The sequence below is a fragment of the Faecalibacillus sp. MSK20_93 genome, from assembly GCF_020589945.1.
Classification (GTDB): Bacteria; Bacillota_I; Bacilli_A; order Erysipelotrichales; family Coprobacillaceae; genus Faecalibacillus; species Faecalibacillus intestinalis.
Map to the genome: position 1 here is coordinate 1 of NZ_JAJDKA010000025.1, position 17,643 is coordinate 17,643.

General features: G+C 27.8%; 17 protein-coding genes. 1 reads left to right on the forward strand and 16 read right to left on the reverse strand.

Going from position 1 to position 17,643, the window contains the following annotated elements; genetic code table 11:
* Positions 1 to 433 (reverse strand): PLP-dependent cysteine synthase family protein (locus LJD34_RS08620; protein WP_227359635.1); only part of this gene is annotated, 433 nt, incomplete at its 3' end.
* 163 nt (positions 434 to 596) lie between these two features.
* Here LJD34_RS08620 and LJD34_RS08625 point away from each other — a divergent pair.
* Positions 597 to 1,502: a serine O-acetyltransferase gene (locus LJD34_RS08625; protein ID WP_032089919.1), complete on the forward strand. Its 906-nt coding sequence runs from the start codon at positions 597 to 599 to the stop codon at positions 1,500 to 1,502.
* Between the two features lie 28 nt (positions 1,503 to 1,530).
* Here LJD34_RS08625 and LJD34_RS08630 read toward each other — a convergent pair whose 3' ends face one another.
* From LJD34_RS08630 to LJD34_RS08700, 15 genes are all read right to left on the reverse strand, one after another.
* A complete protein-coding gene (locus LJD34_RS08630; RefSeq protein WP_227359636.1) occupies positions 1,531 to 2,040 on the reverse strand; it encodes a GNAT family N-acetyltransferase in 510 nt (169 codons plus the stop codon).
* Between the two features lie 9 nt (positions 2,041 to 2,049).
* Complete coding sequence (locus tag LJD34_RS08635; RefSeq protein WP_227359637.1) at positions 2,050 to 3,408, reverse strand: sodium-dependent transporter; 1,359 nt, start codon at positions 3,406 to 3,408, stop codon at positions 2,050 to 2,052.
* An 87-nt stretch (positions 3,409 to 3,495) separates the two neighbouring features.
* Positions 3,496 to 4,860: an aminopeptidase gene (locus tag LJD34_RS08640; RefSeq protein ID WP_227359638.1), complete on the reverse strand. Its 1,365-nt coding sequence runs from the start codon at positions 4,858 to 4,860 to the stop codon at positions 3,496 to 3,498.
* Between the two features lie 43 nt (positions 4,861 to 4,903).
* Entirely contained in the window at positions 4,904 to 6,058 is a 1,155-nt protein-coding gene (locus LJD34_RS08645) for a hypothetical protein (RefSeq protein WP_227359639.1), read from the reverse strand.
* Positions 6,059 to 6,108: 50 nt separating this feature from the next.
* Positions 6,109 to 7,794: a phospho-sugar mutase gene (locus tag LJD34_RS08650; RefSeq protein ID WP_227359640.1), complete on the reverse strand. Its 1,686-nt coding sequence runs from the start codon at positions 7,792 to 7,794 to the stop codon at positions 6,109 to 6,111.
* Positions 7,795 to 7,867: 73 nt separating this feature from the next.
* Positions 7,868 to 8,350, reverse strand: coding sequence for a Cys-tRNA(Pro) deacylase (gene ybaK, locus LJD34_RS08655; protein ID WP_032089914.1), 483 nt, complete (start codon positions 8,348 to 8,350; stop codon positions 7,868 to 7,870).
* Between the two features lie 70 nt (positions 8,351 to 8,420).
* A complete protein-coding gene (locus LJD34_RS08660; RefSeq protein WP_032089913.1) occupies positions 8,421 to 8,690 on the reverse strand; it encodes a phosphocarrier protein HPr in 270 nt (89 codons plus the stop codon).
* A 163-nt stretch (positions 8,691 to 8,853) separates the two neighbouring features.
* A complete protein-coding gene (locus LJD34_RS08665) occupies positions 8,854 to 9,912 on the reverse strand; it encodes a class I SAM-dependent methyltransferase (RefSeq protein ID WP_227359641.1) in 1,059 nt (352 codons plus the stop codon).
* Positions 9,913 to 9,915: 3 nt separating this feature from the next.
* Positions 9,916 to 11,355, reverse strand: a complete 1,440-nt coding sequence (locus LJD34_RS08670) for a hypothetical protein (protein ID WP_227359642.1) — start codon at positions 11,353 to 11,355, stop codon at positions 9,916 to 9,918.
* 99 nt (positions 11,356 to 11,454) lie between these two features.
* Positions 11,455 to 12,642 (reverse strand): ATP-grasp domain-containing protein, encoded by a 1,188-nt coding sequence (locus LJD34_RS08675; RefSeq protein WP_227359643.1) that lies wholly within the window; start codon positions 12,640 to 12,642, stop codon positions 11,455 to 11,457.
* A gap of 17 nt (positions 12,643 to 12,659) precedes the next feature.
* Entirely contained in the window at positions 12,660 to 13,397 is a 738-nt protein-coding gene (locus LJD34_RS08680) for an esterase family protein (RefSeq protein WP_032089909.1), read from the reverse strand.
* A 46-nt stretch (positions 13,398 to 13,443) separates the two neighbouring features.
* Positions 13,444 to 14,592, reverse strand: a complete 1,149-nt coding sequence (locus LJD34_RS08685; protein WP_227359644.1) for a hypothetical protein — start codon at positions 14,590 to 14,592, stop codon at positions 13,444 to 13,446.
* An 85-nt stretch (positions 14,593 to 14,677) separates the two neighbouring features.
* Entirely contained in the window at positions 14,678 to 15,166 is a 489-nt protein-coding gene (locus tag LJD34_RS08690) for a GNAT family N-acetyltransferase (protein WP_227359645.1), read from the reverse strand.
* Between the two features lie 9 nt (positions 15,167 to 15,175).
* Entirely contained in the window at positions 15,176 to 15,874 is a 699-nt protein-coding gene (locus LJD34_RS08695; protein WP_032089906.1) for a DUF554 domain-containing protein, read from the reverse strand.
* Positions 15,875 to 15,965: 91 nt separating this feature from the next.
* Positions 15,966 to 16,361, reverse strand: coding sequence for a hypothetical protein (locus LJD34_RS08700; protein ID WP_227359646.1), 396 nt, complete (start codon positions 16,359 to 16,361; stop codon positions 15,966 to 15,968).
* Positions 16,362 to 17,643 lie beyond the last annotated feature (1,282 nt).

The window sequence follows — 17,643 nt, forward strand, 5'->3', positions numbered from 1 at the left end:
GAATGAAGCTGTTTTCGATTTGTGATGCCAATTCTTTTGCTTTGGCGATTGCTCCCTTCATTCCTTCACTTCCTGGTGTTAAGACTAATTCTGCTCCATATGCCTTCATAAGATTTCTTCTTTCTACCGACATTGTTTCTGGCATTGTAATAATGATCTTTAGATTCAATGCTGTCGCTACGGCTGATAGTCCAATTCCTGTATTTCCACTTGTTGGTTCAATCAATGTTGTATTTTCATTGATCAATCCTTTTTCTAGTGCATCTTGGATCATTTCTTTTGCAATTCTGTCTTTGACCGATCCCGCGGGATTGAAGTATTCTAGTTTTGCGAGTACATCTGCTTTCAATTCATCTTTCTTGATTAAGTTGTTTACTCTTACTAGTGGTGTATTCCCTACTAGGTCTAAAAAACTGTTTTTTACTTTGCTCATATTTACTTCTCCTTATTCCTATGGATTTAGTATGATTTAACTATATACTATCATTTCTTCTTTGTCAATAAAGATTGTATACATTTTTATATTTTATTATTCAATAATTTGAACATAATCCTATTTTTTGATACTATATTTATAATAAAAATGGAGGTTAACTATGAAGTTAGATACTGTTATTGATGATATTGTTGAAAGTTATCAAAAACACAATGATATTTCTAAGGTCGATACAATTAGACAGCCTGATAAAACAATTATCATTGATATTCTTGAACGTTTACAAGATATTATTTTTCCAGGCTTCTTTGGAAGAAAAGGTCTTAAAAGTGATTATGTTAAATATTATTTAGGTGATCAAATTCAAATTATTTATAATGATTTAAAAAATCAAATCTTACTTGCCTTTGACTATTGTGAAAACTGTAAAGATGCTTGTAAAGAAGAGGAAGCAAGAGATAAAACATTAGCTTTTTTGAAGACAATTCCCCAAATAAGAGAATACCTTGCTACAGATGCACAAGCAACATTTGATGGCGATCCAGCCGCTATTTCTATTTCAGAAATCGTACTTTCTTATCCAGGATATTATGCAATTATGGTCAATCGTATTGCTCATGAATTATATAAATTGAATATTCCACTAATTCCTCGTATTATGACAGAACATGCGCATAGTTTAACAGGAATTGATATTCATCCAGGAGCAACACTCGGTAAGTATTTAATGATTGATCATGGAACAGGTATTGTTATTGGTGAAACTACCGTGATTGGTGAACATGTTCAAATTTATCAAGGAGTAACATTAGGTGCTCTTTCTACTCATGGAGGACAAAGCTTAAAGAATGTTAAAAGACATCCTACTATAGAAGATAATGTTACAATTTATTCTAATGCTAGTGTATTAGGCGGAGATACTGTTGTTGGTGAAGGCTCTGTTATTGGTGGTAATACTTTTATTATTAAATCTGTACCAAGTGGTACAATTGTCAATAATAAAGCAGTTATGAGATTCAAGTATTCAAAAACATCTGAAGATTTTAATCAAAATGAATTCGAATAAAAAAACAGGTTGTCAATTGACAACCTTTTTATATAAGTCTTTCATAAAGTCCTGCAACAACAGGTTCCCCATAATCCATTGTTTGATATCCTTGTAATAAAAAACCACATTTTTCATAAAGATAAATTGCTGGCTTATTTGTACATAATACATCTAAACGAATCGATTGTTGATTTAAGAATTTTGCTATTTCAATAGCTTGTTTAATAAGAAATTTTCCACATCCCCGATATTGAGGATGTATACATAAACGATGCAAAATTAAGACTTCATCATCATCCGCAAATATTTGCCATGATAGCTTGTTATAGCATTCATCATATTCATGATTTAATACCATTGCCCCAATAATTTTATTATCCTTTTCTAAAACATACAATTCATGATGACGAATATCTTTGACGATTTCTTTTTTTGAAGGATAAATATCCCTTCTCCACATAATATCATAAATAGTACCTGCCATTTCATCACTGACAATCCCGTATAAATCTTGAACTCTTTTTAAATCTTTAATGATTGCACGTCTTACTTTCATTTTAAACTCCTATATAATTCCATTTACAAATACAAAAATAACAACAATTGGCAAAATAATTGTAACATAAAATTTCATCCAATTTGGAACTTTCATTCCTTGACCAATATTTGCTTCTTTTTGATAATTTTCAAATCCCCAACCATATTTTGAAGTACAGAATAATAAATAAACAAGTGAGCCTAATGGCAACAATAACTGACTAACAATAAAATCTTCTAAATCTAAAATTGTAGAACCTGCACCTAATGGTTGAATATTGCTTAAAACATTGAATCCTAAAGCACAAGGTAATGAAAGTAAGGTAATTAAAATAAAATTAATGATTACAGCCTTTTTTCTTTCAATATTTAATAACTCCATTGTACAAGCAATAATATTTTCAAAAACAGCAATAACTGTAGAAAGTGATGCAAAAGACATAAATAAGAAAAATAATGCACCCCAAATTTGACCACCAGTCATAGAAACAAAAACATTAGGTAATGTAATAAAAATTAAGCTTGGTCCACTATCTGGATTAATCCCAAAAGAAAAACATGCTGGAAAAATAATTAATCCTGCCACAACAGCAACAAATGTATCTAACATGGCAACATTCGTTGCCTCTTTTAATAAAGTTTGATCTTTATTTAAATAACTTCCAAAAATAGCCATAGAACCAATTCCAATGCTTAAAGTAAAGAAAGCTTGATTCATTGCTGAAACAATCACCTTCATCAAACCAATTTCAGAAATTTTTTGAAAATCAGGATATAAATAAAACTTAACCCCTGCCATTCCACCATCCAATAATAAACCATGAATAGCTAATAGCACAATCAAACCTAATAATCCCGTCATCATCACCTTGGTAATACGTTCAACACCATTTTGTAATCCTTTAGAACAAACAAACATTCCTATCGCTACAACAATAATCATCCAAAAAACATTTATAGAAGGACTTGCCAGTACTTGTGAAAAAACATTTCGTACATCAGCAGTAGTTAAACCATTAAATTGTCCTGTTAAAAAATTATAAAAATATTTTAACATCCATCCTGCAACTGTCGTATAAAAAATCATTAAACAAATATTTCCAACCAATGACATATAACCATGTAAATGCCATTTTTGATTTGTTTTTTCTAAAGCTTGGAAAGATTTAACAACACTCTTTTTACTTGCTCTACCAACTGAAAATTCCATACTCAATATTGGAACACCAATTAAAAGAAGGAAAAACAAATAGAACAATACAAAGATTCCCCCACCATTTTCTCCTACTACATAAGGAAATCTCCAAACATTTCCTATTCCTATTGCACATCCTGCAGAAAGCAGAATAAATCCAATTCTTGATTTAAATTGTTCTCTTTCTTTCATAAAAACCTACCTTTTCTAACAACACAATCATCATATCATATTGATGAAAAAATAGATAATAAAAAATACTTCAAAATGAAGTATTTTTTAAGCATCTTTTAAGAAAGCTTTATAAGCTTGATATGTTTCATAAACATCTACTTTACTTACAATTTCCATTGGTGCATGCATATTTAAAACAGCAATTCCAGCATCAATAACATCCATATTATAATTACCTAAGATATAAGCGATTGTTCCGCCTCCACCTTGGTCAACACGTCCAAGTTCAGCAGTTTGATAGTGAATATTAGCATTATCCATCACTGCACGCACTTGTGCTACATATTCTGCAGAAGCATCGTTACTTCCACTTTTACCTCTTGAACCAGTATATTTATTAAAAACAATACCATTTCCAAGATATGCTGCATTTTTCTTATCATTAACATTTACAAATAATGGATCAACACCAGCTGAAACATCACTTGATAACATTTTTGAACGAGACATTGTAAGTCTTGTTTGTACAAAACTATCAATTCCCATTTTTAATAATAATTCTGCAACTGTATTTTCAAAGAATAATGAATGTGCTCCGGTAGCTCCTACTGAACCAATTTCTTCTTTATCTACTAAAATAGCACAACTTGTATATTCACTGACATCACTATCTAAAATAGCTGTAAGTGAAGTATAAGCACAAACACGATCATCATGACCATATCCAGCAACCATTGAACGATCCAAACCATAGTCTCTTGCTTTACCACTTGGTACAACTTCAATTTCAGCAGACACGAAATCTTCTTCTTCAATATCATATTTTTCTTTTAATAATTTTAAAATATTCGCTTTAACAGCATCTTTTTCTTCACCAAATAATGGCATATTTCCTAAAGTAACATCTAAGTTTTCTCCTTCAATTACTTTAGCTGCTTTTTTATCTAATTGATCTGCAGATAAATGAATTAATAAATCACTGATTCCTACAACTGGATCATTTTCATCTTCACCAATGACAACATCAACAACTGTTCCATCTTTTTTACAAACAACACCATATAAAGATAAAGGAATTGTTACCCATTGGTATTTTTTAATTCCACCATAATAATGTGTATCAGCTAAAGTAAAACCTTCTGATTCATATAAAGGATTTTGTTTTAAATCCATTCTTGGTGAATCAATATGAGCCCCTAAAATTCTCATACCTTCAGTAAGAGGTTTTTTACCAATAATAAATAAAGCAATATTTTTTCCTCTATTTGTTACATAAACCTTGTCCCCTGATTTTAAGGTATCAAATGATTCTAATGGTTTAAAACCTTTTTCTTCAGCTAATTTAATAGAATCTTTAACACAGGCACGTTCAGTTTTATTTTTTGAAATATAATGTTTATAACCTTCATTATAATCAAATACTTCATTTAATTGATCTTTATACTTTTCCCAAGTATTTTTAGCGTACATAATCTTCATCCTCTCTTTAATACTCAAAAATTATAACACTTATTTATTCAAAATGTTCAATTATTTTTATTTTTAATAGATGTAGATTTTGATCCGTTATCATTTGATAATGACAATCAAATTCATAATCACGGTTCACAATCTCTTTTACTTGATTTTCATCAATAAAATCATATTCTGCACTTATTTGTATAAGTTTAACAAAACCATCTTCTTTTATTAATAAACTTACATCTTTTGATTCAATCAAATCTAACAATGATAAAACAAATTCAATAAATTGAATATGATTATAAAATTCATCTTTACTAATCATAATACACATATTGACTTTAGATGACATTTGACTCAAATGCGTTGTAAGTGATAAATCAAATAAATCATTTCCTGTATAAATGACAATATTCACATTAGATACGCGTTCAATATACGAATCAATGATTTTATATACTTCATCTTGATTTTGTGTCTCTAAATATTTTTTTATAGATAACATATAATAAGTTAATGAATGTTCTAAACGATAGAGTTCTTCTTTTGTCCTTTTCATCATATCATATGTAATATTTTGATATTTACGTTCTTCTAACTGTTTTGTAACTTTTTCTTTTTCATTATTAGATTCTTCTAAAAAAGCAAAAAATGTTAATGATAAAAAAACAACAAACATACACAAGAAAATAGTCATAATTGTTTTAAATGTATAACTGCCTTCCATGATTATTCTACCCTGTAAATTTAAAATCAATAAACAAGCTGTCAAATTCATCATCACTAAAACCCAATATTTATTAATAAAATAACGATACCTCTTTTGATATCTTATAAAAAGAACTGATAATAATAAATAATAGATTTTAGCTTCTACAGCCGCTAATAATGGATAATAATGACTTATAAACATCAAGGGTAACAATGCACTCAAGGTAATTAAGAGTTCATTAAATATACACATAAATAAATTATATATATATTCTTTTCGAGTAAAAAATAATAATAAAATATTCCAACATATAATATAAGCAATGGCTAATGGTGCATAATTCGCATCAAAATAGTCACTTATTATTTCTATAGAAAAGGTCATTAATGTATTCAAAACAAAATAGAGATTTTGTTTTTTAACATGACATAATCGACTTAAAGAATAAGAAACAATAAGTGCTTCTACTAAATTAATTATAAACTTAATTAGCATTTTTATAAAAAAAGCAATTCATTTTTTATGAATTGCTTTTCTTTCATTTTCTATTCACCAATAATTTCCATCATTGCTTTATGGAATACTTCTGTTTTACTAGCGGCATCATCAGCATCGCTGCCTTTGATTGAGAAATAGAATTTACATTTAGGTTCTGTACCTGATGGTCTTGCTGCAATCCATGAGCCATCTTCTAAGTAATATTTTAATACGTTAGATTTTGGTAATTGAATGGTTGTTCCATCAGAACAAGTACTATTTCCATAGTCTTCAACTTTTACAACTTTAACACCACCAATTTCTTGAGGTGCATCTTTTCTTAAATTATCCATGATTTCTTTAATACGTGCAGCTCCTGCAGCTCCTGCTTTAGATAAAGCAATTTGAGTTTCTTTAAATGTACCATGTTTAGCATATAATTCATTTAAAACATCAACTAAATCTTTACCTTGTTTTTTATAGAAGTTACCTGCTTCTGCAGCAGTTAAAACAGCTTGCACTGCATCTTTATCTCTAACGAAGTCTTTAATAACACATCCATAAGATTCTTCATAACCAAATACAAATGTTTTTTCATGAGTTTGTTCATATTTACGAATCTTATCACCAATAAATTTAAATCCAGTTAATGTTTTTTCTACATCAACACCATAACTTCTGGCTACTAATTCACCTAAATCAGAAGTTACGATTGTATTATACATAACTGCATTATCAGGTAATGTTCCTTTTTCTTTCATTTGGCTTAAAATATATTCCAAATAAACAGCTGCTGATTGGTTACCTGACATTAAAACATATTCACCATTATGTTTAGCAACAACTCCTAAACGGTCACCATCTGGATCTGTAATAACTACAACATCTGCATCTACTTCTTTAGCTTTTTTGATAGCTAATTCATAAGATGCTGGAACTTCTGGGTTTGGAGATTTTGTATTAGAAAAATCTGGATCTGGTGCACATTGAGCTAATACTGGCACAAGATCATATCCAAGTCTTGTTAGACATGTTCTAACTGCAACATTTGATGTTCCATGTTGTGGAGAGAAAACAATTTTAAAATCACTTTTATCCATTCCTGGATTAACTTCAATTGCCATAACTTCTTTATAATAAGCTTCATCTACTTCTTCACCAATCCATGTCATATATGGATAAGCTTCTTCATCAGAGAACACTTTAATATTTAATTCATCTTCTACTTCATTTACATATTGTACAACTTGATCAGCTGCTTCTGGTAATAATTGGCATCCTGTATCATCATATACTTTATATCCATTATGTTCTTTTGGATTATGACTTGCTGTAATCATGATACCACCAGCACATTTTAAATAACGCACTGCAAATGATAATTCTGGTGTTGGACGTAATGATTCAAAGATATATGATTTAATACCATATGTTGCTAATACTTTTGCTGATTCAATCGCAAATTTATAAGACATATGTCTATTATCATATCCAATAGCTACACCTCTTTCTTTACCTTCTGGTAAAGAAGCAATGTATTTAGCAAAACCAACATTTGCTTTTTGAATAACATAGATATTTAATCTATTTGTACCTGCACCTAAGATACCTCTCATCCCTGCTGTTCCGAATTCAACATCTGTATAAAATGCATCTTCCTTTGCAGTTTCATCCATTGATAATAATTCTGCTTTTAAAGCAGGATCTAAATCTTCTTTACTAACCCATTTTTGATACTTTTCGTTATAATTCATTTTTACCACCTCTTAATATAAGTATATCAAAGCTCTTTGTCAAAAACTATAGAAAAACGTAACCGTTTTCAAATTATTTTCGTATAATATCTCCCGTTTCGACATTTAAGTATGTCAAAATATCTTGAACCTTGACAATCATTTGAAAACCACGCTTTCCTGCTGAAAAAGCAACTTCATCAACTTTTAAAATACTTTCATCCATATACGTTGGAAACTGTTTTTTCATTCCTACTGGGGAACATCCTCCTCGCATATAACCTGTTACAGGCAATAAGTCCTTTTGATGGATCATTTCTACATTTTTTCTACCTGCTAATTTAGCAAGCTTTTTTAAATCAATTTCTTCTAAAACAGGAACACAACATACAAGATACTCATTATGGTTATCATGTAAAACAAGTGTTTTAAAAATAGCTTCTGGCACCATATCTACCTGACTTGCTACATGTCTTCCATCTAAATGATCTTCATCATATTCATATTCCTTTATCAAATAAGCAATTTTTGCTTTATCCAACATTCTAAGCGCATTTGTTTTAAACTTCTTAGCCATGATTTACACCTCTAAATTCATTATAGCATAAAAAAAGGGAATCATGTTGATTCCCTTTTCATTAATGCTATTATTCAGCAACTTTTTGTTCTTTGATTACTTTAGCAATTGAAGCAACTACATCTTCTTCGTCATCACCTTCAGCTACGATAGTAACTGTAGCTTTAGTAGGAACACCTAAAGACATAACTCCCATGATAGATTTTAAGTTTACTTCTTTATCATTATAAACTAATTTAATATTGCTAGTGAATTTGCTAGCTTGGTTTACTAAGATAGTAGCTGGTCTAGCATGTAATCCAACTGGATCAGATACTACGAAAGATAATTCTTTTGCCATTATATGACTCCTCCTTAAAAATTTCTATGATACAATTATAGCATCATATTTTTAGAATTTCTAGAGATTTTCTAAAAAAATAAAGCGTTTACATATTTAAATCAAATTTAGTCGATATATACTACATTTTTTTATTTATAAATTAAAAAAACAGGAAATTTTTTTAATTTTCCTGTTTCATATCATTTTTTCTTGCTATTACCATAAATTTATGAGTAGTAATTTCATAAAATTGGTTCTTTTTGATTTTCTTTAATACATCGGCATAGAAGTTCATAAATTGCTCATATTTTTCCACTCTTTCAGGAGAAATACTCTTCATAAAAGCAAGAACTGCTGATAAAGAATGAAAACGAATATGTCCTACATCTTCATAACTATCAACAATATCAAATCCTATCTCTGTAAGAGTTGACTGACAAGCCTCTTTATTCCATTGTCCTTTTAATTTAAACGGAATAAACATATTAATAATTTCTTTATAATTGTCACTTCCTAATTGATCAACAACTAAATAACCACCTGGTTTTAAAATACGATACATTTCAAATTTATCATAATTAGATAACTCATTAACAACAACATCTAATTTTTCATCTTTAAAAGGCATTTTCCCTTGTGAAGTAAAAGTTGTTACTTTGACACCTTTTTCTTCTAAGGTTTCTCTTGCTTTTGTTGGATTTAATTCTACAGAATACGTAATTGGTGGTAATTTTTCAAATTGTGAAGTAAAATTTCCACCATCTACTGATATAACTGCTAAATGATTTTCCTCATTTAAATAATCTTCAATTATTCTATGTGGTTCATAACTAGGAATTGTTTGTTGCATGAGCTCTTCGCCTTGATTTAAAACAGCCTGTTCTATTTCATTTTTTAATTCTTCACTTTCAACAATATCCTTTTTAAAACGAAAATTAATATAATAATAATAAACAATTTGTGAAAGAGCATCACTAATAACTCCTACCGCAATAAAACCTAACAATTGTAAAAACCACATTGTAGAAAATGCTTTTTCCACAGAAACAATCATATAACAAAGAAATGCTACAAAAATAATTGAAAACTGATTACGATAAACAAACTTTGAATGGTATCTTAAAAAATAACGTACATTTGACATCTTTCTTGCTTGTTTACCTTCAATTTCAGCAAACACTAATCTTAAAAAGATAAGTGTAATTGCATAGAAAACTAATAATACAATATAATATTCCATAGATTACCCCTTATAAATTAAATTTCCTTCCAAATCATAATATGCTTTATGATTTTTCTTTCTTAAATACTTACCATTATATAATTGATATTCTCCTTCAAGAGAAAATACAGATTCACCTTTTTCCATATCATATAAATATGTTGTTCCACTTTTATTTAATAAAGCATAAACTTTATCATCAAATTCAAAAACTTGACTTTCACCCATGAAATAATCATGAATATCTATTTTTCCTTTAGTATTAATAATTTCATACTTACTATTTGTTTCATAGGCTGCATAATATCCTTCTCCAATAGATTCAATCTTTACATAATTTTTAGATTGTTTTTCTCCTTTAGAATTCATTAAATAATACTTTTCACCGTCTTTAGAAACAACCGCCACTCCATATTGATCAAAATCTTGAGCATCTTTATAAATTGTTTTAATTGCTTCTTTACCATTAAAACCATAATATTGATATCCTTTATTTTGAACATATACTGGGAAAATATGACCGTGTACCGAAACAACATTAGGATTTAACTGAATACCTTTAACATCTTTTTCTTTACCATCTTTAGTAAATTTATGTGGACCATAAATATAACTTGCATTTTTAGATAAATAATTATTTACATCTTTATAATAACTTGTTGCTACAACATCCTTTTTACCATCTAAAGATAACAATCTTATACCATCCTCATTTTTTAAAATAAGTGATGAATCTTTGAATTTTACAGAATCTACTTCTACATTTTTTTCAAATTTAACTTTTCCTTTTAAATTAACATAAGCTAAGTTTATTTGTTGTTGATCATATAAAACAAAACCTTTTTTATAATCATTAGCAACAACCTTATATTGTCCTTTTAATTTAATAGTTAAGCCTTCTTCATCATTTTGACTATTTGAAGAAGTATCAAAAAGTACAGTTTTATCTTTATATGCTACTGTAATAAATGAATCATGATAAATTCCAGCATAATTGATTGCTTTTTTAGAAGTAGTTACAACTTCACCTTCACTATTTAAAACAGAATATTTTTTATTCTTATAGATAACAGGTAAATCATACATATAAATTTTTACCTTTTTACTATCTTTATATAATTCCTTCCCTTGTTGATCATAAATTGTATACTTGCCTTTAGCATCTTTAGCAACAATCATATTTTCAACAACGGATAATGTTGTTCCTTTTTTATATTTAATTAATTTTTTACCAGTTGTTGAAATATATTCATATTTTTTATCATGAACGACTACGTATCCTTCATTTTCTACCTTTTTATAAGAAGAATAAATAAACTTTGTTTTTAAATCTCCTTCTGATGTACATAAAGCATATTTATTATTTTTTTCAACAAATAATGTTTGTGTTATTGATTTACTTGAACAACCTGTTATTGTAAGCATCATGATAAGCATGCATGCTAGAAACTTTTTTTTCATGACGATGACCTCCTTGGTATGTTTATTATAACATAATAATGAGTTTATGAAATATTTATTAATTGTTCATGAACTATAAAAAAGGATTCAAAACGAATCCTATTTTTCTAATACATATTTAATCATTTCTTGAATTTCTTTTTCATTTTTTGCTCTTAATAAATAAACTTGATTCCCCATTGCCGCTGCTAATGCATCAGGTACAATTTCATGAGAAATAAGTTGATCTTTAAATTTCATACGTATTTGTTGACTATGATGTTTATATTTTAAAACGTCTCTTCTTCCAGCATATCCAATACAATATTGTTGTTTAGGTTCAATAAAACAACGATCATAAATCAACATGTCCGCAAAAATATCATAGACATTTGCGTTATATGAATAATTCATCATATCTGGAATATAGGCTCCAGGTGCTCTCATATTGACTTCTAAACCAACAAGATCTCCTTTTTTTCCTAAACCCTCTTTATCTTTACCTAATCTAAAGAATTCAAAATGGAAGAATTTTTGTTTAGCGTCAAAAGCCTTAACAACACGACTTCCTACTTCTTTAATATCACTACCTTCAACAATTTGTCCATAAAAAGCAGTATCTCCACCTTCATTGACCGTATCCATAATAGATTCCATCATCACATGACTTGTACAAATCAAAATATTTCCTTGACTATCAGTAATACCATCAAAAGTTTCTACAAGACCATCAATATATTCTTCTGCAATAAAGCTAATATTTCGATCCCAATTCTTTAAAAATTCCTTAACTTGTTTATTATTTTTTAATTTATATGTAGAAGAAGCACCCACACCATTATCTGGTTTTACAACAATTGGAAAACCAACTTCTTTACAAAAATCTAAAAGTTCTTGATCATCTTTAAATACTTTATATCTTGCTGTAGGAACGTTTGCTTTCTTATAAACATCTTTCATTTTTGATTTAAATTTCATCACTTCTAATTCTTTTGGTCTTAACCCATGATGAATATTAAAATCTTCTCTTAACTGAGCTTCTAATTCAAGCCAAAATTCATTTTGTGATTCAATATAATCAATGCGTCCATATTTCCCAATAAAAAATCCCATTGCACGATAAACTTCATCATAATTTTGAAGATTATTGACACGATAATATTCTACTAAGCTTTCCTTTGTTTCATTTACTAAATCATCATAAGGTGCATCTCCAATCCCTAAAACTGTAACACCTCTTTCTCTAAGTGATTTACAAAAATTCCAATAATATGTTGGAAAATTTGGTGAGATAAAGACTAAATTCATATTTCGATTTCCCCCCTTTATAAAATATGTCCTAAAAAATAGGGTAATTGTTTACGCCACCAAGGCCAATCATGGTTGACATCGCTTCCCCAAAAGTCACACCATGCATTGACACCTAAACGATCAAATGTTTCCTTCATTAATCCTGTTGATTTAACCATTTCATCTTCCCATGCACCTTGTCCACAACAAAGAATAATATGTCTTTGATTGTATAAATCAACATAAGGATGATTTCTTGACATCCCATTTAAGTACTTTAAAGGACTATTATTATAAATATTTTCATCAACATATTGCCCAAAGAAAAGATCAGTATCATAATATCCACTTAAAGCAATACATCCCATAAATAAATCAGGTCTTCGAAGCATCATATTTGCTGCATGTGTTGCTCCTAAAGAACATCCTGTCGTATAAATCATCTTTCCTGTACCATTAATTTCTTTTATTCTAGGCACTATTTCATCACAAATATAGTAATAAAATTGTTCTAATAAATAACTACGACGTGCTTTGTCTCCCATTTCATCAGAATAACTTTCTTCATCAATGCTTCCGACACAAAACAATTGTACATAACCATTTTCTATTTTATCTTTGATCACATCGACCATTCCAAAATTTTCATAATCTTGAGGATGACCATCTTGTGCTGGAAAGACAAGAAGTGGCACACCACTATGTCCATAAACGATAAAATCCATATTTCTATCTAAACATTGACTGTATTCACTATAGTATCTTTTTTCCATAAAAATACCTCCTACTACTTTTATTGTAGCACAAAGTATTTCCTATTTAAAAACCAAATATTTTTAATCTTAGTTTTTGATTCATCATCAATGATAAAGTTAATTTAACTGTTTCTCTTCCTAATTTTGCTTCTTGACAATCCTTCATAACTATTTCTAATAATTTCATTAAAATATAATATTCTTTTGAATAATGAATCTTTAATTCACTAACAAATGATTCAAAAGGATAAAGTTGGTAGTCTTTTTCCATTAATAAAATTACTCTTTCTACTTCTAAAAGAGATTGATTAAATGATTGTTTTTCTTTTAAATCATCATATACTTCTTTCAAATTATTGAAATATTTCATTAACCCCACTGGTATTTTTTCTATTTTATCTTTATAAACTAAAACATCTGTAATATTTAAATCTAAATAATCTTCACTTTCAGTAAAAGGTATATAGGCTATTTGTTCTTTTAAATAATTACGATCAACTTCTTTAGAGATAGTAGCCCATTCTTCATCAAAATCTTTTTGATAAAAATCACACAATAATAATAAAGGTAATACAATTGATTTTAATTCGATGATTTCTTTTAATAATTGGAAAACAATTTCCTTATGTTTTACTTCTACTTTTTCTAACTGTTGACTAAAAATCAATACTAAAAAGTGTTTTAATAAAGCATATTGATCGTCTTGACATTCCTTTTGATATTGTTTAATTAATTCTTCTATTATTTTTAAAGAATGTTCCAGCTCTTGATTTTTATCTTCTAATAATCGAAATGTTTCCTCTTTGCCAAATAAATAAAAATAGACCTCTATCGCTGATAAAAAATCATAATGTTCTTCTAAATAGCACTTATCCCAATTACCTTTATGTAAATACCAAAGGTCTGTTTTATATGCGGAATAATGTTGATCCAAGACCGTATTTAACCAACCTACAGTTTTCATTTGATCAACAATTATCCCATTTTCTACTTTTTTTAAAACAGCTAAAGCATATGTAATTTTATGATAAATACAACTCTTTTCTATTTCACAATTTTCAAAATAACTATAATCAAAATCTTGATAATCTTTAACATCCTTTAAAACAATTATTTCTTGATTTTCAAAAAGAACATTTTCTTTTTTCATGATTCCTGCATAATGCAATATATGTTTATATTTTTCACTATATTCTCTATATATTTGATCCATATTCATTCCCCTTTATTCTATATTCTTATTCTATTCCTAAATAACCTTTTCGTCATTGGACAAATAGTACAAAAAAAGAGAAATATTATATTTCTCCACGACAATCAATTACCATATCATTCCATTTAGCATTTCCATGAGTAGATGCTGAAACTTTTACAAATTTAAAACCGCAACTTTCATAAAAAGGAATAAGATGATCTTTACATGTCAAAATAAATCCGTCTACATCATTTTTTCTTTTCTCTACATATTCCTTTACCATTTCTCTAGCATAACCATGTCCTCTATATTCAGGTAAAATACAGACTGAAAAAATCATTTGATATTTTCCATTTTCTTGATGTAAAAAAGCATTTTCGTACATACTATCTGGTAGATTACATTCATTATTTCTTAGACCACCAATATAACCGATTGCTTGATGAGCAATATAAAAAATTTCAAATCCTTCATGATAAACTGCTAATCTTTCTTTTAATGATTGGTAACTTGCTGCATCTTGTATAGGAAAACAGGTTGTTTCTATATGATAAAGTAATTCTAAATCTTGTATCGTTACTTGTTTTAACATGATTTTCTCCTAAATCATGGCATAAAGACCAACAAAAGGCATGACTAAAATAAGTGCAGGAACAAGATTCATCGCTCTTACATCTAATATTTTAGAAACAGTTAACCCTGTAATCATTGTAATGACACCACCACAAGCCTTAAAATCAGCAATCATTGTTGAATTTACAAATGGTAAGATTGCTTTTGCCAGAAAGAAACATGCAAGTAAAATAAGTAATTGTGGAACACATATTAAACTTTGTGCATAACCTAAAGCAGCTCCAAATAAAACAGCTGTAAAAAAATCTAAAACCGATTTAGAAATTAAAACAGATGCATCACCTGACATTCCTTCTGTAAGAGCTCCAAATAATCCCATTCCAGACATTGAAAACATCAAAACAACTAATAAATAAAGATGCATATATTCTTCTTGATTACCTTCTATATGAAAAGGTAGCTTATCTAATAAAAATGCAAAGATATCATGAACATGATCATATAAATGACATAGTTCACCAATAACAAAACCTAAAATAATAGCCATAATAACCATAGGCAATGTTTTTACATTTAAAATAGAAGTAATCCCAATCGTAACTGAACAAATCCCAAATACTTTTGGAAGTTCTTCAATAAGATGTTTTGGTAATATTTTTTTAATAAATCCTCCGATAAATGTACCAATAAAGACAGCACATACATTTGTTAAAACGCCAACTGGCATAAAATCACCACCTTCTGTCCTATTATAACAAAACATAAATGAGTTGCACATAGAAAATTATGTACACCAACATATAAAAAAATTGTTAGATCTATATAAGATTTAACAACATGTAAAACAATTCTTTAATTTTATAAGTATTTAATATACCCCATATAATCAAATAAAAGGAAATACAAATGATCGTAAAACCTACTAATCCACCAATTTGAAAATAATACCAAAAGCCAAAAACAATGCATGCTATTAATAATATTATAAATCCACATTTCTTTTTGTACTTCTTTATATAATCATTTACTATTGGTAAATGATAGATATTTATTAATAAAGCAAAAATGACTAACCCATTAAACATACAATTTATAAAATTATCCGTTCTAATAATAGAAGTAGACAATATCAAACAACATAGAACAATCATTGTAATCTTAAATAAACTATTATTTAATATTCCATTAATCTTCACTTTTACATGATTTTTCATATAACACTTTCCTTTTTATTTTGGTAGTGTCAAAAATCTATATTAAATAGCGTAAATACACTACCTTCCAATTTATCTATATAAACAGTAAAATGATTACTGAGTATATCTTAGTAATCATCTTTTTTTGTTTTATCATAAAAAAATAAATAATCATCTAAAACATTATTAAAACAAATTAATTTATTATTCATTTTTTTATCTACAAAATCTTTTACTGAATGAATCATAAATGCCTCCTTATTATATAAATGAAAAAAAATTATAAAATTTGATTCGGAATTGTTACGTTTTTCATTTAGGAGAATGAATTTTATTTTTAGTCAAAAGTTATAATTCTTTAAACTACTTAGAATTAAGTTACCAATTTATAAAAGTACGTATTTATGTGTGCATAAAATATAATGATTAAGCATGTGTAGAAATGATTTACAGTAAAATTATCTTTTTTATGAGGTTTTAATATTTTTTGGGAAGTTATTATTAAAATGAAAATACCTAATATCATATTCTCATAGATACACCCTATTGTTTCTTTTATAAATTATTCATTCTACTTAAATTCTTTTTTTTACAACTACTCAATATTAAATAAGAATTGTTATTTAAACACTTAATGTTTATTGGAGAATGCTACCTGTCTATAAATTTAAGAGTTAGGATCATTAAATGGATTATAATATCTATAATTGTGCAATGTACCAAAATTAATTTTTATCTAAATATCTTTAACAATAATCTTATTTTTAACTTTTAGAATATTAACTTATAAGCCTACCCTCTATCTAAGATTAACAAGCGATTTATAATATTAAGTTTTATAGAGTGGTAGCTTTTTAGATTGCTATTAAAATCTAAAAGCTTTCATTATTTTGTGTTGTATCACCTTCTATAAATATTTTAATGAATAAGGTTTATATGTAATAAAAATTTAAAGAAGTATTAAAAAACGAGCTTGTACCTATTCATTAATAATTAACTACTTTAGATAGCAAACTGAACCGATTGAGTTTAGTTTACCTAAGCTACAATAAATGCTTTAATATTTTGAACACATCTATTTATAACTTGATGGTATGATAGCATACAATTTTATGCGTTTTTTCCCATATTTTTTATTTATCTATTTAATTTTTTGAGAATATTAAAATAAACAGTCCCTATCAAATTTTTAATATAGAAATTATTGCAAGAAGAATATATTAAATCCTTTTGACTTTATCAATATTTTGGTAAAGTGGACTTATTCAACGTATTGAATGGACTTTTCTAGCGTAACATT